The 21,528-nt window shown below is 48.2% G+C and carries 19 protein-coding genes and 2 pseudogenes; 4 read left to right on the top strand and 17 right to left on the bottom strand.

Going from position 1 to position 21,528, the window contains the following annotated elements; genetic code table 11:
- Positions 1-457 precede the first annotated feature (457 nt).
- Both FGQ86_RS12240 and FGQ86_RS12245 read right to left on the bottom strand, forming a co-directional pair.
- Positions 458-1,756, bottom strand: a complete 1,299-nt coding sequence (locus tag FGQ86_RS12240) for a glycoside hydrolase family 3 N-terminal domain-containing protein (RefSeq protein ID WP_138304288.1) — start codon at positions 1,754-1,756, stop codon at positions 458-460.
- A gap of 196 nt (positions 1,757-1,952) precedes the next feature.
- Positions 1,953-2,309, bottom strand: a complete 357-nt coding sequence (locus FGQ86_RS12245; protein WP_138304291.1) for a molecular chaperone Hsp90 — start codon at positions 2,307-2,309, stop codon at positions 1,953-1,955.
- Positions 2,310-2,479: 170 nt separating this feature from the next.
- Between FGQ86_RS12245 and FGQ86_RS12250 the strand changes: the two genes are divergently transcribed.
- Together FGQ86_RS12250 and FGQ86_RS12255 are read left to right on the top strand one after the other, a co-directional pair.
- A complete protein-coding gene (locus FGQ86_RS12250; RefSeq protein WP_279230601.1) occupies positions 2,480-3,382 on the top strand; it encodes a phosphoribosylaminoimidazolesuccinocarboxamide synthase in 903 nt (300 codons plus the stop codon).
- Positions 3,383-3,627: 245 nt separating this feature from the next.
- Positions 3,628-3,822, top strand: coding sequence for a hypothetical protein (locus FGQ86_RS12255; RefSeq protein ID WP_033125147.1), 195 nt, complete (start codon positions 3,628-3,630; stop codon positions 3,820-3,822).
- A gap of 97 nt (positions 3,823-3,919) precedes the next feature.
- Here the strand turns inward: FGQ86_RS12255 and FGQ86_RS12260 are convergent, their stop codons facing one another.
- The 5 genes from FGQ86_RS12260 to bsh form a co-directional block, all read right to left on the bottom strand.
- A complete protein-coding gene (locus tag FGQ86_RS12260; protein WP_138304296.1) occupies positions 3,920-5,542 on the bottom strand; it encodes a phosphotransferase in 1,623 nt (540 codons plus the stop codon).
- A gap of 90 nt (positions 5,543-5,632) precedes the next feature.
- Positions 5,633-6,613 (bottom strand): esterase, encoded by a 981-nt coding sequence (locus tag FGQ86_RS12265; RefSeq protein ID WP_138304299.1) that lies wholly within the window; start codon positions 6,611-6,613, stop codon positions 5,633-5,635.
- Positions 6,614-6,620: 7 nt separating this feature from the next.
- On the bottom strand, positions 6,621-7,673 hold the full coding sequence (locus tag FGQ86_RS12270; RefSeq protein WP_138304302.1) for a helix-turn-helix transcriptional regulator: 1,053 nt from the start codon (positions 7,671-7,673) through the stop codon (positions 6,621-6,623).
- 129 nt (positions 7,674-7,802) lie between these two features.
- The gene (locus FGQ86_RS12275; protein ID WP_347562515.1) at positions 7,803-8,387 is read right to left on the bottom strand and encodes a GNAT family N-acetyltransferase; all 585 of its coding nucleotides are present in this window, start codon (positions 8,385-8,387) and stop codon (positions 7,803-7,805) included.
- Positions 8,388-8,540: 153 nt separating this feature from the next.
- Positions 8,541-9,557 carry a choloylglycine hydrolase gene (gene bsh, locus FGQ86_RS12280; protein ID WP_138304305.1) on the bottom strand — a complete coding sequence of 339 codons (1,017 nt, stop codon included), beginning with the start codon at positions 9,555-9,557 and terminating at the stop codon, positions 8,541-8,543.
- Positions 9,558-9,744: 187 nt separating this feature from the next.
- On the opposite strand from bsh, the gene FGQ86_RS12285 reads away from it, so the two are divergent.
- A complete protein-coding gene (locus FGQ86_RS12285) occupies positions 9,745-10,590 on the top strand; it encodes a 4Fe-4S binding protein (protein WP_138304307.1) in 846 nt (281 codons plus the stop codon).
- 274 nt (positions 10,591-10,864) lie between these two features.
- On the opposite strand, the gene FGQ86_RS12295 is transcribed toward FGQ86_RS12285, so the two are convergent.
- From FGQ86_RS12295 to FGQ86_RS12330, 9 genes and pseudogenes are all read right to left on the bottom strand, one after another.
- A complete protein-coding gene (locus FGQ86_RS12295; protein WP_138304310.1) occupies positions 10,865-11,542 on the bottom strand; it encodes an MAE_28990/MAE_18760 family HEPN-like nuclease in 678 nt (225 codons plus the stop codon).
- Positions 11,529-12,620 (bottom strand): DUF262 domain-containing protein, encoded by a 1,092-nt coding sequence (locus FGQ86_RS12300; protein WP_138304312.1) that lies wholly within the window; start codon positions 12,618-12,620, stop codon positions 11,529-11,531. The genes FGQ86_RS12295 and FGQ86_RS12300 overlap by 14 nt, the downstream gene beginning before the upstream one ends.
- Before the next feature lie 255 nt (positions 12,621-12,875).
- The gene (locus tag FGQ86_RS12305; protein ID WP_138304315.1) at positions 12,876-13,967 is read right to left on the bottom strand and encodes a hypothetical protein; all 1,092 of its coding nucleotides are present in this window, start codon (positions 13,965-13,967) and stop codon (positions 12,876-12,878) included.
- A gap of 14 nt (positions 13,968-13,981) precedes the next feature.
- Complete coding sequence (locus FGQ86_RS12310; RefSeq protein WP_138304317.1) at positions 13,982-14,185, bottom strand: helix-turn-helix transcriptional regulator; 204 nt, start codon at positions 14,183-14,185, stop codon at positions 13,982-13,984.
- A gap of 138 nt (positions 14,186-14,323) precedes the next feature.
- The gene (locus FGQ86_RS16720) at positions 14,324-14,740 is read right to left on the bottom strand and encodes a hypothetical protein (protein ID WP_347562516.1); all 417 of its coding nucleotides are present in this window, start codon (positions 14,738-14,740) and stop codon (positions 14,324-14,326) included.
- A 30-nt stretch (positions 14,741-14,770) separates the two neighbouring features.
- On the bottom strand, positions 14,771-14,938 hold the full coding sequence (locus FGQ86_RS16725; RefSeq protein WP_347562517.1) for a hypothetical protein: 168 nt from the start codon (positions 14,936-14,938) through the stop codon (positions 14,771-14,773).
- Positions 14,934-15,605, bottom strand: a pseudogene (locus tag FGQ86_RS16730) (plasmid recombination protein); the annotation flags it as partial. The pseudogene FGQ86_RS16730 and the gene FGQ86_RS16725, both read right to left, overlap by 5 nt.
- Positions 15,606-15,622: 17 nt before the next feature.
- Positions 15,623-15,874 (bottom strand): tyrosine-type recombinase/integrase, encoded by a 252-nt coding sequence (locus FGQ86_RS12320; RefSeq protein WP_171031564.1) that lies wholly within the window; start codon positions 15,872-15,874, stop codon positions 15,623-15,625.
- Between the two features lie 547 nt (positions 15,875-16,421).
- Positions 16,422-19,568: a YhgE/Pip domain-containing protein gene (locus FGQ86_RS12330; RefSeq protein ID WP_138304323.1), complete on the bottom strand. Its 3,147-nt coding sequence runs from the start codon at positions 19,566-19,568 to the stop codon at positions 16,422-16,424.
- 198 nt (positions 19,569-19,766) lie between these two features.
- Here FGQ86_RS12330 and FGQ86_RS12335 point away from each other — a divergent pair, with 198 nt between their 5' ends.
- Positions 19,767-20,393 (top strand): TetR-like C-terminal domain-containing protein, encoded by a 627-nt coding sequence (locus tag FGQ86_RS12335; protein WP_138304325.1) that lies wholly within the window; start codon positions 19,767-19,769, stop codon positions 20,391-20,393.
- Between the two features lie 516 nt (positions 20,394-20,909).
- On the opposite strand, the pseudogene FGQ86_RS12340 reads toward FGQ86_RS12335, so the two are convergent.
- Positions 20,910-21,248: pseudogene (locus FGQ86_RS12340) on the bottom strand (Arm DNA-binding domain-containing protein); the annotation flags it as partial.
- Between the last annotated feature and the right edge of the window lie 280 nt (positions 21,249-21,528).

Here is a 21,528-nt window from a genome sequence, read left to right on the forward strand (position 1 = left end):
AGATCTGTATTTACACAGGGGCGTCCCCATTCCTGGGGATGCCCCATTTTGTCTGAAAATTTTGAATTATATATATTAATTAAAAATTTTATTCTTCTTTACATTTGTTTAAATCTGCTATCTTTATAATTTCTTTTATTTTTTCTGATTTTTCTATTGACATTTTCTCTTTTGTGATGTATTATAATGACATCAAAAGAAAGGAGGACGGACCACCGAAGATTTAATCTTAAAACCAATTTTTTAACGAAACTAATGAAAGAGGTAAGGACCAATGGGAACGTAATTTAAATCAGAAAATTCACTATTTGAGATAATAGTTTCAAATAGATATCAAGTAAATAAGGAGGTAAATTCCAATGGATGGAATAAGCTGAAAATCCACTGTACCTTTAAAATTAAAAGATACAGTGGATTTTCTTTGTGTATTTATTTACTTTTAAGACTCTTGAAAAGCTCACATGGAAAGCTTGATCCTCAAAATCCTCTCCACAGACTGGTCAACCCTCTCTTCCGTCAGCCGTCCGTCGCTGACCGCCTGCAGCACTCCCTGGTACGCGCTCTCAAAGTCCTCCGGCATAAGCAGCATATCCACGCCTGCCTGCAGTGCCTTCACCGCCGCGTCGGCGGAAGAGTACTGCTGGGTGATGGCCCCCATATTGAGAGCGTCTGTGATGACCATTCCGTCAAATCCCATCTGACCGCGCAGCACATCCGTAACCATCACAGAGGACAGTGTGGCGGGCGTATCGTCCCCCGTCACGTTTGGACAGGCAATGTGGCTCACCATAATGACCGGCACTCCCTTGTCTATACCGTCCTGGAAGGGGACCAGCGCCTGGCTCATGAGCTGCTCCAGATTTTCCTCCACATAGGCATATCCCTGGTGGGAGTCCGCCGTGGTCCCCCCGTGTCCCGGGAAGTGCTTGTACATGCCGATGATCCCCTGATCCCGAAGGCCCTGCAGCTCCGCCTCCGCCATAGAGGCCACAAGCTGAGGATCCGCCCCGAAGGAGCGGTATTTCACCACCTCGTTGGCAGGGTTTGTCAGCACATCCGTATCCGGCGCCGCGTCCATGTTGAATCCCAGATCCCGCAGGTAGGCTCCGATCTGGCTGCCGATGTCATAGGCCTCCTGTGTATTTCCCCGCTGCCCTACCTGGCTCATATAGTCAAAGACCGGAACCTGGAAGGCGGAGTTGGAGGCGATCCTGGACACCTGTCCTCCCTCCTCGTCCACAGAGAGGAAGACAGGAAAGCCGGCTGCTTCCTCCGCGTACTGACTGGTATTGGCCAGCATCTGCCGGGTCTGGTCCGGGTTTTGCAGATTTTGGGCAAAATAGATCACGCCCCCTACCGGGTGCTGCTCAAGAGCCGCCCTGGTGGCCTCCCCAGCCTGCACGGCTGTGCCCACGCCTGTCAGCTGCTCCGGCGTCACCATAAAGAGCTGGTTCACCTTTTCTTCCAGAGTCATGCCGTCCAGCGTCTCCTGCACCCTGGCTTCCAGCTGCTCCTGGGGGGATGGGTTCTCCGGGGTCTGGTCATCTGGTGCTTGGCCCTCCGAGGTCTGCCCCTTAGCTGCGCTGTCCGGATCCTCCTGTTCCGTCCTGACGATGTTCGATTTCTCCTGGCCAGTGTCTCTTAAGAGTATCCAGGCAGCCGCGCACAGAGCCGCCGCCAGCAGGATACCCAAACATGTCAGAGCCGCTTTTTTCTTTGCGGAGAAATGTCTCCCCTGTCTTCCCTGTCTTCTCATAATCTGCTTTTTATCCCCTCATACGATTTACATTTGTTTTCTCACTATCCTGTAATCGTCCCCGCTGCGGTAGTAGGGACAGGCGTAGCGGCTGTCCGATATCAGCCGGACATACTCGCTCCTGTTTCAGTTGGTTTCCACTGGGAAACGCAGTTCCGGTTTTTCTCCCAGCTTCAGATACGTTTGCCCTGCCTGATCAGGCCAGCATCTCCTCTTTCTTCGCCAGGATAGCCTCCACAGCCGCGCAGGCCGGACAATCACAGTACTTTTTCCCGGCAGCCTTGAGCTCCCTTCCGTGCTCTGCCACACCTCCCGCATTGTCTCCGAACACCTTGGCGCCCATGTCAGACTCCGCAAAGGCGATCAGGTTGTCCAGAGGCATGATGTCCGCCTCCAGCTCAGCGATATATTTCTTTGTCTCCTCGGCCTCCCCTTCTGTCCCCACAGCGTCAAGCCATGCCTGGGCAGCCTCCTTTGCCTCCTTGCTGCAGGTTTGTGCCTCCATCAGCTCATGGGTTTTCTCTGTCACATAGTCTTTTACTTCTCTGGTCATATCAGACACCTTCCTTTTCTTTTTTCTGTCTCTATCTTATCACAACAGGACTGATTTACAAGAGGGCAATCCGACTGCCGGCGCGTTATTGGCATGATTATAAGCACTTATTATAAAAGCTAATAAAAGAATATGTAAAAATTAGAGCAAATAATAATTTTTGTGTTATAATCTCTTTAGTATCAACAGATCATAGAAATGAGGTATCGAATATGAAGCCAATCAAAGAAGGAAAAGTACGCGAGATCTACGACAACGGCGACAGCCTGATCATGGTCGCGACAGACCGCATCAGCTGCTTTGACGTGATCCTTAAAAATGAAGTGACCAAGAAGGGGACTGTGCTGACACAGATGTCCAAATTCTGGTTCAATATGACCCAGGACATCCTGCCCAACCACATGATCTCCACAGACGTAAAGGACATGCCGGAGTTCTTCCAGCAGCCCAGATTTGACGGCAACAGCATGATGTGCCGCAAGCTGGAAATGCTCCCCATCGAGTGCATTGTCCGGGGCTACATCACGGGAAGCGGCTGGGCCAGCTACCAGAAGGACGGCACTGTGTGCGGCATCAAGCTGCCCGAGGGCCTGAAGGAGTCCGACAAGCTGCCTGAGCCCATCTACACACCGTCCACAAAGGCAGAGATCGGCGACCACGACGAGAACATTTCCTACGAGCAGAGCATTGCCCACCTGGAGAAATATTTCCCGGGAAAAGGCGAGGAGTACGCGGCCCGTCTCCGGGATTACACTATCGCCCTCTACAAGAAATGCGCTGATTACGCGCTGACAAAGGGGATCATCATTGCGGACACCAAATTCGAATTCGGCCTGGACGAGGAAGGCAACATTGTCCTGGGCGACGAGATGCTGACACCGGACAGCTCCCGCTTCTGGCCCGCAGAGGGGTATGAGCCGGGACACGGACAGCCCTCCTTTGACAAGCAGTTTGCCCGCGACTGGCTGAAAGCCAACCCGGACAATGACTGGACTCTGCCGGACGACATCGTGCAGAAGACCATTGACAAGTACCTGCAGGCATACGAGATGCTGACAGGGGAGAAGCTGTAGATCGGCTGCAAATCAGTTGCAAATCAGCTGTAACCAGGCCTTCAGACCGCGCTCTTTCTGAAAGTGTAACCTTGTCACAGAATTCCTTTTGTTTTTTCTGTACAATACAGTTACAATAATACTTACAGAAGGGATGGATGATCATGAAAGTGAAGCTGGATAAACGGCTGACCGAGCACATGAAGGAAAAGGGACTTAGCCACATCCTGATCAGCCCTCATGTGTGCGCCACGTGAGGCGGCCCGATGCTGAATATATCGGCAAGGTTTGCCGATCCGGATGAGGCGGCCTCCCTGAAAGAAAATGGCTTTCAGAGCTTCGCCCACGATTTTGGCGAGGTCCTGATCTACCGGGAGCCGCTGCGCACGGCCGACACCGTGACCCTCGGTCTCTCCCGCTTTTTCAAAAAGATTACTGTAAACGGGATTTATTCCACATAAAGCAGAAAGGAGAAGAGCTCCCGGGAACCTGTGTAAGCAAGGTTCTCAAGAGAGCTCTTCTCCTTTGTCTTTATTTTGTATTTCTTATTCTGTATCTCTATTTTGTATACTTTTCCACAATCTCCTGCATGCGGTCAAACTGCTGCTCCATCTCATCCACCAGACGGAACTGTGTCCTGGCCCGGACCAGGTTGTGCTCCGGATAATCTGTCTTGAAATAGGTATCTCCCTGGAGATAATCTGTCAGGAAGCGAATGCCGCACTCCAGCGTCATGAGCCGGGCCCCCCAGGGAAGGCTCTTTATCTCCGCCTCAGTCAGAACGTCCTTCGTCTCCTCCAGATACCCCTTCACATACAGCTCGTAGAGGGAAATATCAAAGTGCATCAGATCCAGATTGGGCTCGTCCTCCTCTGCCGTGGCGGCGCCGAAGCGTATGGAGTCACCGAAATCATTGGCCGCAAGTCCTGGCATGATGGTGTCCAGATCGATGATGCACAGCCCTTTCCCCGTCTTCTCGTCAAAAAGAATGTTGTTCAGCTTTGTGTCATTGTGGGTCACCCGCAGGGGCAGGATGCCTGCGTTCTGCTGCTCCACCAGCACACCGCAGTCCTTCTCTCTGGCCAGCGCAAAATCAATCTCCGGCTGACAGGAAGCGGCACGGTTTTTCAGATCCCGTTTCAGGGCGACCTGGAAGGCATCAAACCGCTTGACCGTGTTGTGGAAATCCGGGATCGTCTCATTTAATCTGGATGCCGGATAGTCGCAAAGCTGCTTCAGGAAATGGCCGAAGCTGCTGCCGGACTGATAGAACTGCTCCGGCTTCTCCACAAGCTGGTAGCAGACAGAGTCCGGGATGAAATTGTAGCATCTCCAGGGCTCCCCCTCGCTGTCCTCAAAGTAGTTACATCCGCTCTTTGTCTTGATGTAGGAGAGGGTTTCCCGATCCGGGTCTCCTCCCTCCCTGCGGATCACATTTCTTAGATACTCGGTCACGCCAAAGATATTGTCCATGACTCCGGCCGGATCCTTAAATACGTTGCTGTTCACCCTCTGTAGGACATAGGACAGCTCATCACCATCCTGGTCGGGCATGTAGACCGCGTAGGTCTCATTGATGTGGCCGGCTCCAAAGGGCTTCACATAGCTGCAACGGTTGCCAAAGCCAAAGGCGTAGATGGCATCCTCCAGATTTCTGTCCTCCACGCCGTCAATCTTCCTTCTGGTGGAGAAGATCACTTCCCCGGCCTCCACCTTCACCTTTGAGGCAATGCGGCAGTTCGCCTTCACCACGCTCCCCAGGCCAATGTGGGCGCCCCGCTCCACGTAGGAGTCGTGATCCACCACCGCGCCGCTGTTGATGAGGACTCCGTGCTCCACCACTGTGTGGGTGTTGACAATAGCCCTCTGCATAATAAAGCTCCCTCTTCCGATAGATGCACTGGGGCTTACCACCGCCGACGGATGGATGATGGCCGGCACATTGTACCCCGCCTCCATCAGCTTCTCTGTCCAGTAAAGGCGCATGTTGTTGTCTCCCAGGGCCGCCACAGCCGTGTCATACTGTCCCAGAAAGCTCTCGTAGTCGCAGCATTTTCCCACCACATCCGGCTCCCTCACCGCGTCGTCAAGAAACACTGCCTTCCCATATCCCAGAAGCTGCGCGGTCTCCTGGATCATATGGCCAAATCCGCCGGCCCCAAGTATCAGTAAACTCTTCATAACCTTCTCCGCAGGAGAGCGCACCGGCCCTCCTGTCCCCTTTCTTCTTGTTAAATACATATATTATAACATATCGCTCAGAAAAAAGGATCATTTATCAGAGCGGATATGCTCCTTCATCCACCCGCAGATGAGATCCGCAATCTGGTCGCTGTTGTCCTCCATCATGAGGGCGTGGGTGTTTCCTCTTATGCCCATCTCGGGCAGAGACATCCAGGTGCTGTCCCCTCCCAGCTCCAGAAGCCACTCGTGAAGCCTGCGCATGCTGTCCTCCCAGGCGAACGCGCCGGGCCACTTGTAGCCGTCGATACAGTACTCCTCGCCCAGGAAGTCTCCATACACAAAGAGAAACGGTATATCCTTAAAGGGCGAAACGTCCACCTTGTCCACGTCCATGTTGGAGGAGCTCTCCACCAGGATGACGCCCCTGACATTTTCCGCGTTTTTGAGAGCAGCCTCCAGGGCAAAGAGTCCGCCCTGGCTATGTGCCATGACGATCATGCCCTCCTTCATGCTGGCAAAGTACTCGTCGTAGGCCGCCTGCACCATGGCGTTGGAGGTGGTCCATCTGGGCACATGCTGCTTCATGAACTGGTCGTATTTGCTGTAGTCGAACCGGCTTCCCTCGTAGGGGACACCGTATTTCGGCCCCAGACGGTAGGTAGTCCACCGCTCCGCGTAGCTGTTAAACATGGGCGGGCCCTGGTTGATCTCCGGAAACTGGGCCCAGGAGGACCGCCCTCTCTCCACGCCGTCAGACACATTGACGTTGAAGCCGTTCTGGAGAAAGCGGAATTCCCATCCCGGTCTCCCGTCCTGAGTGCTCTCCCACAGCGCGCCGGAGGAGCCGCCTCCGTGGATCATGCAGACCGGGTAAGGCACCACCGGATCCTCCAGCCTTGTGTACTGCACGTACATCTGCCCGGCCTGGAAATCTCCGTTGGGGTCGTAGGTCACCGGCGGGCCCCCGGGCCAGAAGCTGGTCTGAATCGGGGCGCTCCCCTCAATGGTCACCTTTTTCCCTCCAATGTGATAGCTTCCCTTTGCAATAATGCTGACTGCTCTCTTCACGTTTCTGTCACCTCTTTCTTAAGCCTCTGAAAAGCTCCTGAAAATCTTCTCTTTCTCTTAAAAATGCGTACTCCTCATTCTTCTCAATGGCCGTCATGAGGGCATCCTTTATCTGCCCTCCAAAATCGGGATCCAGCTCCTTCGTGGCAATGTGGGCAAAAAGGAAGGATTTTCCCATATCCCGCGGTCTGGACAGGGAGTCCAGCATCTCCCGCAGCATCTCCACGCAGCGGTCCCCGTCTCTCTCCTCCACGGCCACCGTAAATTCCAGGGACAGGCCGCTGTAATCCCACTGCCAGGCCTCCATCACCTTCCGCCCGTAGCCGGCAATCTCCCGGGCCCGCTCCCGGTCACCCTCCCGCACAGCCACAGTGGCCAGATTGTTAAGAAGCAGATAGACCTCCACGACGGAGCCATTCAGCTTCTGCTCGATCAGCCTGGCGGCCTCCTCATTTTTCTCCTGCTTCATATACATAGAAATCTGCAGCTGTCTCTTGTCCAGCGAACTGTACTCGGGAAGGCGCTGCAGGTATTCCTCCGCCCTCTCATAGTCCTCCTCCTGGATACAGAGGGAGGCCAGCGCATATGTGGCGCGGTCCGCGGACACAGGGGCATCACATTTTGCCGCCCTCTCGTACAGCCGGACCGCATATTCCTGGCACTCCTGCCGCAGCTCGTCTCCTGCCGTCCTAAGGATCACAAGCCCCCGCAGCATAGTGGCCAGCTGGCACAGGAGCTCCCCGCAGGAGGGATATTCCTCCGCCAGGTCTCTGACCCGGGTGACGGCTGCCTCTATTCCATCCTCCTGGGAAATCAGGGCCACCTCGTTCATCTCCTTTGCCATCTCCTCCCGGGTCAGGCTCTCCCGAAAGCACATCAGCGTGTTGGGATCTGTCTTCAAAAGCCGGGCCAGGGCGGGGACAAGAGAAATGTCCGGATAGGTGGCGCCGCTCTCCCACTTGTTCACAGCGGGGGCCGACACGCCCAGATACTCCGCCATCTGCTCCTGGGTAAGATTGAATTCCCTGCGTTTTCTTCGTATCACATCTTTCATCTGCATAACAGTCTGTTCCTCCTCATTTTTATTGCGAAGGCCTTCACTACTGTTATTGTAGCAGACGGATATCCGGGTGTATATTGAACGGTTCTTAATTTTCAGGAAGTTTTTTTAACCGAAGGTTATGTTTTATCACAGGATGTATGTCATCTCATGCCAGCTCTCGCCGCCCCAGCAGGACTGGGACATGCCTTTGTCCTCAAACCCCATCTTCCGGTACATTTCCACCTTTTCCTCCAGACAGGTCAGAACCAGCATCCTGCGTCCACGCTCCCGCTCCTGCCTCACATAGCAGGCCATCAGCTCCGAGGCCAGCCCTTGCCGGCGATATTCCGGCAGTACCCCCAGGCTGAGGATCATGACATTGGCTCCCCTTGGGTCGTGGAGCTCTGTCTGCTTAAAAAATTCATCCCGCAGGGTGGACTCCTCTGTCACAAGGCCATTCAGATAGCCCGCGATTTTCCCCGTCTCTCTGTCCACAGCCACCAGGAACTGCTCTCCCGCCAGGGAGGCCCTGTCCCTTACGACCTCCTTGGCCCCCGCCTCATTGGGCGGGAAACACAGCCGCTCTGCCTCCGCTGCCTCCCGGACCTCCGGCCGCCGGATCAAGCGGATCTCAAACCGCTCTTCTGTGCGGCCGCTTTCCTTTTCGGTCGTCTTCACGGTCATCTTCCTGGTCGTTTTTTCAGTCGTATTCTCTGCTCTTTTCTCAGTCATCCTCTGCTCTTCCTTTGCTTTTTTCATCTCAAAGAGAAAACGGGCAGTGTCACCTGCCCTTATGCTTCTCCTTCTTTTTCTGCTGTTTCAGCTCAAACCTGCGCTCCCTTGACGCCTCCCGCGTTGCGTTTTTATCTTTGCCCTCTGATTTTATCACACATCGGCCCGTCTGTCCAAAAATCTCTTTTCAAAATCCGAATCCAAAATCCGAATATCCTCCCCCAGTGGCAGCTCATGGGAAATCAGCCCGCTTCCATTCATGTCTTCTCTTCTCATATCCACTGCCTGGATCCTGTGGTTGTCATAGGTCTTGAAATAGTAGACTCCGGTACATGCGTTGACACAGCAGGAGTAGGTGGTGATGTCCTCCCGCGCCTCCTCTGTCAGGACCATCCCCCTCACCATAGCCACATTATCAAGGATATGGAAAAACTGGGACACATTTGCCGACTCCTCCCGGGGCGCCCTGGAGTTCCATCTTAGGAAGGCGGCCCGCACAAACCTGGAGGCCGGAGACGCGTCCCCCGGAAGTCCGATGGCTCCCATCCCCTGCCCGAAGGGCTCCATGTCCAGCCCCTCGCCAAACCGGTTCTTCGGAGCCCGGGCTGTCAGGTTCATGTACTGCCGTATATTCATGAGATGAAAGGGAAATGGCGGGTTATTTGTCAGCACTCCGAAGGGATTTTCATAAAGCTCCAGCCCCTCCTCCATCGGCTCAGCCACCCATGCCTCCTGCCGGTCCGCCAGCATGAAATGCAGCGGCGCCAGGGGCACCTCCGGCGCAAAGGGAAGGCCCACCAGATCTGTCTCCTTCAGATATTCCACAGCCTCCCTCGCAGAGGAGCACTGCCCCAGTATCCAGGGGATCACCTCGTAGGGAGTGACCTGGTATTTCTTTTTACTCTCCCTGGGATAGACGGCATTTCCCGGGAAATTCAGCCCCGCCATACCAAGTCCTTTCTCGTTGACCGCCTCGGCGTACATGGGATACTCTCTCATCACCGCCGCCATGCCGATCATGCCGTAATGATGACTCATTTGTTCCATCCTTTTGAATGTGAGGGGAAAATTTCTCGGCGTGATGACCACCCGTTCGCCAAAGGAATACTCCAGATCCAGATTTCGCCCAAAATAAAAATCTCCATTTTCGTATGTGATACAGGTACACATGCTTGCCGCCTCCTTTTTGTATTTTCAGTATCTGCCGTACATATGATCCATATACATGATCTCATACCAGAAGAGCTTTGTCTTCTATTTTTCTCTGTTTATATGATATATTTATAGAAAGAGGATATTCATATTGACGTATAGGAAGATCCATTTAGATGAATTTTTACCAGGAGGTGCTGCGGATATGATCACAGAAAAAGAAATCACAGACAGGCTGGAGCAGAAAATCCTCGCCGGCGGCTGGAACCGCATAAAGCCGGAGGATGCCATACGGGAGGAGCTGGCCGGCATGCCCATTTACGACGCTCCCATCTTCGGCTTTGGGGACGCCCATGACCCACTCTTCCACACGTGGAAAAAGCCTCAGGTCATGCACCCGGATGTCCTGCTGCCGGAGGACTGGCTGCCCGGAGCCAGAACCGTGATCTCCTACTTCTTCCCCTTCACGGACCAGGTCCGGAGAGCTAATGCAAAAGCCGGCATCCGTCCGGCAGATGAGTGGCTTCACGGGCGCATCGAGGGCCAGGAGATGATAGCCGCCGTGGGCCGAGAGCTGTGCTCCATCCTGGAAGAGAAAGGCTACGCGGCCGTCTGTCCCTCCCTGGATCCCCGCTTCCGAATGGTGGCCGATTACGTGTCCAACTGGTCAGAGCGGCACGCAGCCTACATCTGCGGCCTGGGAACCTTTGGCCTCTCAAAGGGCCTCATCACCCGGAAGGGCATAGCCGGCCGCTTTGGCAGCGTCATTACCTCCTGCGCTCTTCCCATTACAGAACGCCCCTACGAGGGACTCACAGACTACTGCATCATGTGCGGGAAATGCCAGCGCAACTGTCCGGCCCAGGCCATCGACAGGACAAAGGGCTGGCTGGCTGGCAAGGATCACACGCTCTGCTCCGCCTATATAAATGAAAATACCCGGGCAGTCTGCGGCCCAAGTCAGAAGATGCGCTACGGCTGCGGGAAGTGCCAGGTGGATGTGCCCTGCGAGAGGGGGATACCGGGGAGAAGGGGTAAATGTCAAGCTTAATTGTTAAGAGGGACACGCAAACATCACCATGACATTAGGGTACTATGCACACGGTACTTTCAATTCAGCGAAAGCAGAACTTGAAAGGCTGGCTCTTGCTTCTTAAATCGGTGATTGTACTACTCATTTACTACTTTTGGTTGCATTTTCATGCTGGTAAATGCCAGCTTATGCAGAGTATCTTCCAAAAGGAAAATGCCGATAAAGCCCTAAAATACAGGCTATACCGACATTTACCAGCTTATGAAAAGATAATCAGAAATTTAGTAAGTTTTTAAACTAAATATTTTTTATTATTAGCATAATCATAGAGTAATCTTGTTACTCCCGATAAAACATCAGACACTTTAGTCTCCCAATTAGAAAATTCCTCTGCTGTTACTCCTGAACGGAAATTTCCATGAGCTATTGAATTTCTACGATTTACCAGTGCATCAATAGCGCTTTGATAACCATCAAACAAATCTATAGGCAATCCAACTTTATATAAATTTTTCTGCAATACTATGTACCATAAATTAGATTCTGTATCTATTATTTGATCCTCAATATTTAATTTTTGTTCTTTAAAATCATCTACCTTTTCCATAAAATCAACACGGCGATATAAACGATGTAGGCGTGTATCATCTGGTAACTCTTTACGAAAAAACTCACTCTTTCGTTCCAAATTCTCATATGCAATAAACTCCTTATGCATACTTGCAACAATTAATCCTGTCTTAACATCTTTGCGGATTAATTCTTGCGAATTTATATATTGTATATAGGTTTGTAGACAAATTTTTATATACCCCTCCATATGAGAGTATAATATTAGTACCAGACTTTTTCTGTACTTATTTTTTTCTTCTTCGGAAATTTCATTCAATTGATTTTTAAAAAAGGCAAGTTCTTCTTGACGCCAAGCCAGTTCCGCTTCAAGCGCCGCTCTAAATTCATCTGCCGTCAAGAACTTTTTCAACTCCTTCCGTAAACAGCCTTATTCTCGTTTTCACCCCATTAATGCTTCCTGTTTTATACGATTGAAGTTCTGGTCCATATTTAGTCTCATTAATGGTTTCCACTACTTTTTGAACGCAATCACATTCCGTAATTTTCCCAATCAAATTTGCAACAGAAACGGTAATTCCATCAAAATAATAGAGTACAAATTCATTTCTAATAATACCGCTACTGGTTTTTCCCGAGAAAGCTTCTTCACCTAAATATTCCTTTATAAATCCAAACGTTTTTTCAAAAACTTTTTTCTCTTCATCAAAGTCAAAAGTTATATTCCCTTCTGTTATTTTTTCCAGATATCTTGTTAAATACTCTGTTACCGGATATTTATAATTATCAATATCGTTTTTTATGGCAAAAAACCTTAAAACAAGTTCTTGATCATATCTTGTCCTTATTTTATCCGATGCAATTCTCTTAATAACAGATTGAAAATCAGCATTCTTACTGCATTCCTCCAAAAAATTAATTCCCTTAGCTCCCAGTAATCTAATTGTACAATTTCTAATCTCTTGAGCAGACAGTATTTCGCCCCCTGTATTCAATCGTTTAAACATATGATATTTTAAAGAAGTTTCACTTTCCTTCTTTATGACTTCCATACGAACAAAACTTCTTTTTATCTTTATCTGCAAAGCCTTCGGTAATTTTTCGAATGTCAACCCATTTAAATCGTCAACTATATCGCACCCTTGTAAAACTAAAAAGTCATTCTCTGTTTCTCCCAGTCTTTCCCCTCTAAAATGCAAATAACTTGATATCCTTTGCAAACCATCAATCAATTCATACACGCCTTCATCTGCCTCAATAACAAAAATTGGAGGAACCGGCATTTCCAGAATTAATGACTCCACAAAGCGTGATTGTTTTTCTTCCTCCCATCTAAAAAGTCTCTGATAGTCTGGCGAAATAGTCAATTCCTTATTTTTATACATATCATATAATTCATTAAATGATACATCTAAACTTTTTGTTCTGATTTTTATAATCTGACTATCTACATTTTCAATCAAATTCTCTATTGCCATACTATTAATTCCTCCACTCCACTCTCAATCTAATCCAAGGATAATCCAATTTTTACATTTTTCACATTTAATTCGTATTTCTTTCAGCTTCCCATCTTTAATTTCTTCGCCTTCATAACTAAATTGATGCCGCTGTAAGTTATCCCTTAATTGCATATATTTCCTTGTTGGAACTTCCTCTACTAATTTATTTCCACAGTCACATTCTATAACTATCTTAATATACTCTCACCTCCACAACTTGTATCTTCTCAATTATGCCTTGACAAAAACTTCTCCTTCTTTACCTAAATAGTACTCTGTTTTTTTCATCGAAGCATGCAGTGCTAGTCGAACAACTTTTCGCATATCCGATTCTTCTCCACCATTCAAAGAATCAACCAAATTTCCTACTTGCTTTTCGCAAATAGATTTATCAATCTTCTCCATCGGTCTCGCCTTATATCCACTGATAATACCCTTTAAGGCACTAAAACTCCCCAACATCCTTTTATCACATTTGTCAATATATGCAAGCATATCTTTTTCGATGGAATCCAAGTATTCCCTGTCTTGATTTTGAGAAAAATAAACTTCCATCATGCTACTCATTATGAATAGTTGCTGGGAGAGTTCAAGACATTCTTTAATTTGAAATGACTTTTCTGTTCTAGATTCCAGTTCTGCATAATCTTTCGTTTTATTAGATATTGTCGTTTCTAAATCATTAATATAAAATTCAATATCTTTCATAGCAACTTTTTTAGCTTCCTGAAGGCTTGTTATTGTTGCAATTCTTTGTTCCTCATGAGACATAATAGATGAATAATTCTCATAAGCGTATTTGATAAAACTCATTTCTGCCATTAATTCTGCTTTTTTATCGCCATATAAAAATTCAAGGATTTCATCTAACTTCATATTCATCATTCGCATTTCATTATTGATTTGCGAAAGAAAATACTGACCAGAAGCAATTGACATTGCGGTAAAAGTCCCCATTATCGCTGCCTGCGTTGACATAGAATAAAATGAAGCAGAACCAACAAATTTCCCATTTTCTCTAATCATAGATCCTACACCGCCTTGATTCAAAGCAGTAAGTGTATGAGGGAGTCCCTCTGGGAATTTAACCACATACGCATTTGTCATAGCTCCTGTTGATACTGCCGGCAACACACCTTGCATAAATGCACTAATGTGCATTTTTTGTGCCGAACTTAATTTTAATTTCCTAAATCGATTCGAGTCCTCAAAGTTAATTTGGCCATCACAAGGGGCAACTTCAAAGTTTCCGCTTGTTTTCAGCATCTGCAAGACTGTATTGTCCTCTAAAGAAAAATTTTCTTTATTCATCATTTCACTCATTTCCCACACCTCAATCATTCTGGAAATATATCCATAATATCATCTAATGAACATTCTAAAGTACCACAAATTTTCACTAATACCTCAACACGAACATCTTCATTTCTTCCTAATTTTGCCATTGCATTCGTACTGATTTTTGCTGTCTTAATAAGCTGTGTTTTACTCATATTTCGATCTATTAAAATTTTCCATAATTTATTATAAGAGACCGCCATCTTTAAGCCTCCTGTCTATTCATATTATTTTTTTAAGTATACCACGGTATATTTCACTTTTCAATTTAATATTGCATTTTTCAATCATTTTTTGTCTATTACATGACAGCTAAGAGGGATTTCCCCAGCCCTCTCCTGTCATCGGGCGTCCCTGCTATGCTTTCTCCTCGTAGCCCGTTTCTGCTCAGCTTCTATCCGTTCCTGTTGTTTCGTCCGGTTAATCACAACATTCACCTGTTCAGAACCGACAGCCGCCTTTATACGTCCAAAATCCGCCGCCACTATCCGCAGTTCCCGATTTTCCGCCAAGACTTCTTCCAGCCTGTTTGTCAACCGCTCATTTCCACTCCGTTCCCTGTTATATGCCGCTTGCAGCTTTGTAAACTCCAGATATGCCGAATAAACAGAGCGCATAACTTGTACGATTTTCTTTACCAACGGCTTTGCTTTTTTCTCCCGGTAGGATTTTCCTGTTTCTAGGGTTCCCGCCTCCGGCAATACCTCATTTAGATCAGAAGAATATTTTTCTGCAAATCGTTCCATATCTTTTACCATAGGCGCAATCTCTGTCAGCTTTTTCTCATATTAAGCTGCCTTTTTCTTAACCTGATTTGCCTGTTTATCAACCTCTTCCCAATTTTCATGTGCAGAGGATATTTCCCGTTCAATATTTTGCAACTGATCAAGCCATTCTTCATTGACCTCCTGCATAGTGGCATTATGCTCCTCCAAATCCGGCTTTCTGTTTTTCAAGCGTAGCCACTTCCTTCGCCCGCTCTTGTTTTTCAAAATCCAACAGAGACAAGTGCTTTTCATGTGTGCCTTTCTGCTCCCATTCGATCCCATGCTCCAGCATAATTGAGGCAAGCTGCTGCTTTTCAGCCACCACCCACTGATTTAACTCTGTCTCCATTCTTGTACCGCCTTTAAAACCGAGTGCCGACAATGCCTGTTTCAAAGACACCCTTGTATCCAATCCACGCTTACTTCCAGTTGTATATAGTACAAAATCTATATGCAGGTGCGGTGTTGCCTCATCCATATGGAGATGAGCGGAAAACACACGCAAGGCAGGATTTCGTTCCTGAAAACCTTTCATATATTCATCCAATATTCTTGCTGCAATCTGTCCATCAGGCGTTTCCGCTCCCATATCATTTTTATTTCCAATCTGAAGGATTATCTCATGAAATGGTTTTTCCTGCTTTCCAGAACGGATTTTTTCATAATAATTTTCAATCTTCCGATCTTTCCTTGTCTGCTTTACATTATACCTTTCAAGTGCCTCATCAAATAATTCATGGTATATTTCTTGAATATCCTGATTGCAGTATTCCACATTCCAGTGACTCCGTTTCGGATCCGTATTCTTTGCATGAAATTTTCTGCTGTTGTGGTTGACAGAGCCTTGCCCTTTTATAAAGCTGATTGTCCTCTTCAATAACTCTCCTTTCTCCCTTTTCCATGAATCAGCACTGTATTCTCTTCCGGCCGGTAATCTGCCATATCCAGAGCGGACAGTTCTCCCACCCGAAGCCCCAGACAGAAAAGCAGCTCGATTATACACATATTCCGGGCAGCCAGTCTTTCTTTATATTCCGACCGGGCCTGCTGATACTGGAAAGTAGCCGCCAGGATCATCTCTTTAATCTCTTCCCTGGATAAGGTCCTGGGCAATGTCCTTGGCAACTGAAATTTTCTGGCCGTGAACCGGAAGAAAATCTCATTTAAGTTCAAAACCATTCTGAGATAATCACAATACTGCTGAATGGAAACATATTTTCTGCGGATAGAACGAGGTGCTAATTCTATCTCATTCTGCATATAAAAAAATATTCATAGATGCTCCGGTCATTGATATCCCCGTAATGCCGTCTTTCCAGCCACCTGGAAAAATTCTGCAGGTCATTTTTATAGGCATACAGGGTATTGGATGACAAGTTTCTCTGCACAAAAAGCATATCAATAAAGTCCTTGATCAGGACTTCCTGTTGTTCCTTATTATATTCCATAGGCCCCTCCATTTTTCTCCTATCTGTTCATACAATTCCAATGATACCTTCTTATCCTTTTACTGTCCGGGGAGGGTGTTTGCAGAAAAATCCCGGAGGCTTCCGTTCCCGCTGTCTGTCCATATCATACCTCATATAAATTATAGTGTATGGATGGCCGAAAAAAAAAGACCCTGCACTGTCTTTTCAAAGGCAGTACAAAGTCCTTTCCCTTCTTTTTTCTCTTATGCCAGTCCCTTTTCCTCTAACCAGTTATCCAGAGTCCTTTTTCCTCTTTTCATCTTAAGGGTCCGGATCTGGAACTCCAGAATGGTCAGCAGGGTAAAGACGATCCACAAAACGGTCAGGAATATTACGGCTTCCTGAATACTTTCTCCTCCTGATATGGTACTTCGGAAGGCTTCCACCGTATAAGTGAACGGTACCCAGTCATGAAGATAAGGGACAAAGCTTCCGGACAGTTCCAGGGGGTAGGTTCCCACAGAACCTGCTAGCTGGATCACCATAAATACCAACATCAGGAAACTTCCCACTTTGCCAAAAGTATTGGTAAAGAAATACATCACAGACATAAAAGCCACCGAAGCCAGACAGGCCACCGCCAGGGTTTTCCCCATTTCCACCGGCTCAAAACCGTCACACAGATGAAGCATAAAGATCATCACCGCTGCCTGGAGCAGGGCAATCAGATACAGTACCGATGCCTTGCTTCCCCACCAGGCCAGACCGGATTTCAGCTTTCCGCTGTACTTTGTCAGCGGATACATAAGACTAAAGGCAATACAGCCTACCCAAAGTGCCACAGACATCATATAGGGGGCCATGGCATGGCCGTTATTTTCTACCCTGGTGATCTGTGTTTCTTTTGTTTCCACAGGAGCTGCAAACATATCCGCCGTATCTTCTCCTTTATTCGTATCCCGGATCTGTTTTGCCCCATCTGCCAGACTGTCTTTTAAAGTCCTAGTTCCTTCCGCCAGCTGTTCAATCCCGGATCCAAGAGTTTTACTTCCGTCATGAAGCTGGGAAGCTCCGCTGCTGATCTGGGAGGCTCCGTCCTCCAGCTGTACCGCTCCTCCAAGAAGAGCCTGATTGTTTGCAGTAAGCTGGCCGGTTCCCTGGGACAACTTGCTGGTTCCGGCTACCAAGGTATCCATACCCGCCGAAAGAGTTCCTGCTCCCTGAGAAAGGGTCTGGGCTCCTGTCTTCAGACTTCCGGTTCCCTGTTTCAGATCCTTTGTTCCCTGGGACAGCTGTTCTACTCCCTGGGAAAGAGCCGGAAGCTGTCCCTGCATTTCCTGTACTCCTTTATCCAGATCAGAACTTCCCTGTACCAGACGGCCAAATCCCTCATCCAGCTGCCCGGCTCCCTGTACCAGTGCTTCCGTTCCCTGTGTCTTCAGTGCTCCGGCTCCATCCTTTGCACTCTGGATTCCGCCGGCAAGTGCAGGTGCCGCCTCAGTCAGCTGTTCTACTCCCCGGTTCACTTCTCCACTTCCCTGGGTAAGACGGTCAGCACCTTCCCTCAGCTGAGACAGGCTGTCTCCAACCTGTGTGCCGATTCCGCTCTTCAGCTGCTCCATGCCGCTGTCCACTCCTGCCAGATACTGTTCTCCGGCTGTTTCTGTCTGAGCAGACAACTGTCCCAGACCTTCTGATAATGCCTGAAGCCCCTTTACCACACTGCTCAGGTCTGTAGAATTTTCCCCTGCCAAACCGGCCCCGGTCATATCCCGGGCCTGCCGGGCTGCCTCTGCCATGGTCTGCTGATCCTGAGACAGGGCGGCACTGCTGTTCCCAAGAGCCTGAGAAGCTTCCTGGAGACGGCTTCCCGCCTCATTGGCTGCATCGGCGTTTTGCTGTGCAGCTGCCACTGCCTCCCAGGCAACGGATGCCACTGCATCTATATCTCCTGAATCAATTGCCTGCTGCAAGGAATCACTTAAATAAGAGGCGTCTGTACTTTCCACACCTCCCAGATTTTCTGCCGCAGCCTGGGCTGCCTCTGCCTGGTTTCCGGCTTCCTGGGCATTCCCCTCTAAAGTATCGCCCAGCTGGTCCCCACTTCCTGTTTCCTGGGACATGCTCTCCGTTCCCTGAATCCCCGCAAGGAGCTGATCGGTACTGGACTTTAACTGGTCCGCGCCCTCTTTCACAGAATCAAAAACCTGTTTTCCTCCATCCTGCAGCTGTCCGTTTACCTGATCAATACTGGCAGAAATGCCGGGGACTGCCTGTTCTTCCAGAAGCTTCATTCCCTGGGAAAGCTGAGCTGCCCCTTCATAAACCCCATTTGTACCTTCCTGAAGTTTCTGTGTCTGCCCGGGAAGCTGGGATGCTGCACTGTTCAGCTGATCCAGTCCTTCCTGTAAAGATGCAAGACCCCTGTCTGTCTGTTCAGCTCCTGCCTTCAGACTTTTGCTTCCCTCTCCCGCTGTCTTGACACCTGCGGCAAGCTGGGAAGACCCCTGGGATAATGCCCGGACTCCCTGAGAAAGTCCCGGGATCTTTCCTTCTAACTGTCCCATGCCCTCTTCCAGGGACTGGGCTCCTGCATCCAGGCTTTCACTTCCGCCGGCAAGTTCTTTTGCCCCGCTGTCCAGGGTTTTCGTCCCCTTGTTCAGTTCACTGGCCCCATCCTGAAGTTCACGTGCTCCCTTGTCTGCGGCTGTTACTCCATCTGTATAAGTCTTTAGTCCCTCTTCCAGGGTCTGACTGCCATCTCTGAATACCAGAGTACTATCTGCCAGAACCTGTAAATTCTCTTCGATCTGTTCATTTCCTGAGGCAAGTTCCCGGGTTCCCTCCTGGAGCTTCCCGGAACCATCTGCCGCTTCCTCCATTCCGTCCCCGGCCTTACCGATCTGTTCAAAAACCACTTCTGCATAGGTGCGGGTAACTTCTTCCCGGACAGAACTCTGGATTTTCTCCATAGCTGTCTCGCTCATCTTAGAAGCAATGTAATTGGTACCCGGGTTTGTTTCATAAGAAAGTTCCATTTTTTCAGGTTTTTCCCGGGTAAGGGTGGCTGCATTGGCTGAAAAATCCTCCGGTATGGTAATGACCATATAATAACTTCCGTCTTTCAGCCCCTGCCGGGCCCTTTCCTTATCTGTAAAAGAAAATTTCAGAGAACCGTCCTTTTTCAGATTCTCCACCATTTCTTTTCCTATGTTTAATGTTTCTCCCTCATATTCTACCGGTTTATCCTCATTCACCACAGCCACGGACAATTTGTCCATATTGCCGTAAGGGTCCCACATGGATCCCAGAAAAAGGGTGGTATAAATGGTAGGAATTGCAATAATCGCAACAATAACTACCAACATGAGTTTATTACTCAGCAGCTTTTTCCACTCTAGTTTCAGCATTCTCCTGTCTCCTTTCTGTCTGCGTAACTAGTTATAGTTTAATAGATATTATGTTGATTATTTACACATACTACATTATACTAGGGTTATAAATACCTTACAACCGACAATAATGCTTCGTTGCGTCTATTAATAGACAAAATGTCTATCTAGTGTCTATGGTTTATAATTTTTTTATATTTTCGAAAGGAGAAATCTATGAAAGAAAAAACTGACCGGAGAATCCGCAAAACAAAAGCCCAGCTTCGAGCCGGGCTTGCAAAACTTATGCAGGAAAAAAGTATTAAAGAAATTACTGTAAAAGAACTGGTGGAGGAAGTGGATATCAACCGTTCTACTTTCTATCTCCATTATACGGATATTTTCAATATGCTTTCCACCATTGAAGAAGAACTGCTGGAAGAGATCCGCCAGACCATTCAGAATCATCCGGTCAGTCCCTTTAACGAATCCAGCTTTCCTTTTATTGAGGATATTTTTCAGATCCTGGCAGAAAACAAAGATATCTGCAGCGCCTTGCTGGGGCCAAACGGGGATATCGCGTTTATCCATCGCATTGAAAATCTGATTTCCACCCACAGTCTTAACGTACTGCGCCGGACTTTTCCGGACACTATTGAAGACCTGAAATATTCCTATTCTTTCTGTCTTTCCGGCTGCATCGGTCTGGTAAAAACCTGGCTGACCTCCGATACCGATGAAACGCCTCAATATATGGCCCAGCTCACCTTCCGGCTGATCATGAACGCCCTCCGTCATATGTATCCTGATAACACGCCCTCACAGACACCTCTGTCAGGTTCCAAAAGCCCTCTGCCGGAATAGATCCGGCAGACACTTCTTCAGGATCTGTGTCTGACCGGGATTTTTCTTGCTTTTCCAGAGCTTTCTGATACTCTTCCTTCAGTTCTTTGATTTTTTCCTCCTTTTCCCTGTCATAAAGCTGATTGTCCTCTTCAATAACTCTCCTTTCTCCCTTGTCGGGTAGTAATCAGCGCCGGATACGGCGCATAAGCTTTGTTACTTTCGTCGAAAGTAACGCAAAAGCACTTTTGACAGTCGTTCCGTCCATCAAAAGCTGCCTTTGCGCCCTGCCGGGGGCTTTTCCCGCCCTACGGACGGGGCTGCAGTTCCCGCCGCTTGCATCCGAAGTCATCGCCTTTCGGATCGCAGAGACTACATTCGCCACAGTATTTTCCGCCCGTTTTACAAGCCAGATTAGCGTCTGCATTTCTGCCTCGCTCAACTCCACATTCCCGAAACCCTCATTGAGCATGGCAATTCTCCCAGCTTCATTTAGGTGGGAGATACGGGCTTACCTGTTTTCCCTTTCTGGTTACGCATTTCATTCTGCCAATCAATCACATCTTTTGCCGTGATCTCAGACATTTTTCTCTGCCCCAGATAAGGAAGAATTTTGCTTTGAATAATGCTTTCCTTAGTAAGCCATGTGTTTTCTTTCAATCGTGGACGCACATCTGCCTCATACAACTTGCAGAAATTCTCTAACGTCATATCCATATTTGCTTGTTTCTGCAACTGAAACTGCCGTTCCCACTCCTGCGCCTCCCGCTTAGTAGCAAACCCACGCTGGCATTTCTGCTTACGCTCCCCCTTCCAGTCTTTATAGCGCACCATTGCGTACCAAGTTCCATTTTTCTCAGTTTTGTATACCGGCACTTCTAATTCCTCCCTTCGTATGACTGTGTACCGTAAAACTGTTCATAAAAGAACTTGCGGTCAATCCTGCCGGGAATCGTAACTCACCCTGTCTTTTCCAGTTCTTTGTTGAGTTTTCGGATCAATTTGTAAGCATAAGACTCGGAAACATCCAGCGCCTCCATGACTTCGCTTACTCGCATAAACATTTTCTCCATAAGTTACCTCTCTCGTATTATAAAGTAGTAGTGTTTATAGACCCTCTCCAAGGTCTTAATACTATTTCTATCATAGCTATTCT

It is taken from the genome of Clostridium sp. BSD2780061688st1 H5 (genome assembly GCF_005845155.1).
In the GTDB taxonomy this organism is placed as follows: domain Bacteria; phylum Bacillota; class Clostridia; order Lachnospirales; family Lachnospiraceae; genus Claveliimonas; species Claveliimonas intestinigallinarum.

What these genes read in the sequence shown, in the direction of transcription:
- FGQ86_RS12240 (WP_138304288.1), bottom strand. Translation starts at nt 1,756, where the DNA reads ATGAGAAGACAGGGAAGACAGGGGAGACATTTCTCCGCAAAGAAAAAA.
- FGQ86_RS12245 (WP_138304291.1), bottom strand. Translation starts at nt 2,309, where the DNA reads ATGACCAGAGAAGTAAAAGACTATGTGACAGAGAAAACCCATGAGCTG.
- FGQ86_RS12255 (WP_033125147.1), top strand. Translation starts at nt 3,628, where the DNA reads ATGCTGAATATATCGGCAAGGTTTGCCGATCCGGATGAGGCGGCCTCC.
- FGQ86_RS12260 (WP_138304296.1), bottom strand. Translation starts at nt 5,542, where the DNA reads ATGAAGAGTTTACTGATACTTGGGGCCGGCGGATTTGGCCATATGATC.
- FGQ86_RS12270 (WP_138304302.1), bottom strand. Translation starts at nt 7,673, where the DNA reads ATGCAGATGAAAGATGTGATACGAAGAAAACGCAGGGAATTCAATCTT.
- FGQ86_RS12275 (WP_347562515.1), bottom strand. Translation starts at nt 8,387, where the DNA reads ATGACTGAGAAAAGAGCAGAGAATACGACTGAAAAAACGACCAGGAAG.
- bsh (WP_138304305.1), bottom strand. Translation starts at nt 9,557, where the DNA reads ATGTGTACCTGTATCACATACGAAAATGGAGATTTTTATTTTGGGCGA.
- FGQ86_RS12285 (WP_138304307.1), top strand. Translation starts at nt 9,745, where the DNA reads ATGATCACAGAAAAAGAAATCACAGACAGGCTGGAGCAGAAAATCCTC.
- FGQ86_RS12300 (WP_138304312.1), bottom strand. Translation starts at nt 12,620, where the DNA reads ATGGCAATAGAGAATTTGATTGAAAATGTAGATAGTCAGATTATAAAA.
- FGQ86_RS12305 (WP_138304315.1), bottom strand. Translation starts at nt 13,967, where the DNA reads ATGAGTGAAATGATGAATAAAGAAAATTTTTCTTTAGAGGACAATACA.
- FGQ86_RS12310 (WP_138304317.1), bottom strand. Translation starts at nt 14,185, where the DNA reads ATGGCGGTCTCTTATAATAAATTATGGAAAATTTTAATAGATCGAAAT.
- FGQ86_RS16720 (WP_347562516.1), bottom strand. Translation starts at nt 14,740, where the DNA reads ATGGTAAAAGATATGGAACGATTTGCAGAAAAATATTCTTCTGATCTA.
- FGQ86_RS12330 (WP_138304323.1), bottom strand. Translation starts at nt 19,568, where the DNA reads ATGCTGAAACTAGAGTGGAAAAAGCTGCTGAGTAATAAACTCATGTTG.
- FGQ86_RS12335 (WP_138304325.1), top strand. Translation starts at nt 19,767, where the DNA reads ATGAAAGAAAAAACTGACCGGAGAATCCGCAAAACAAAAGCCCAGCTT.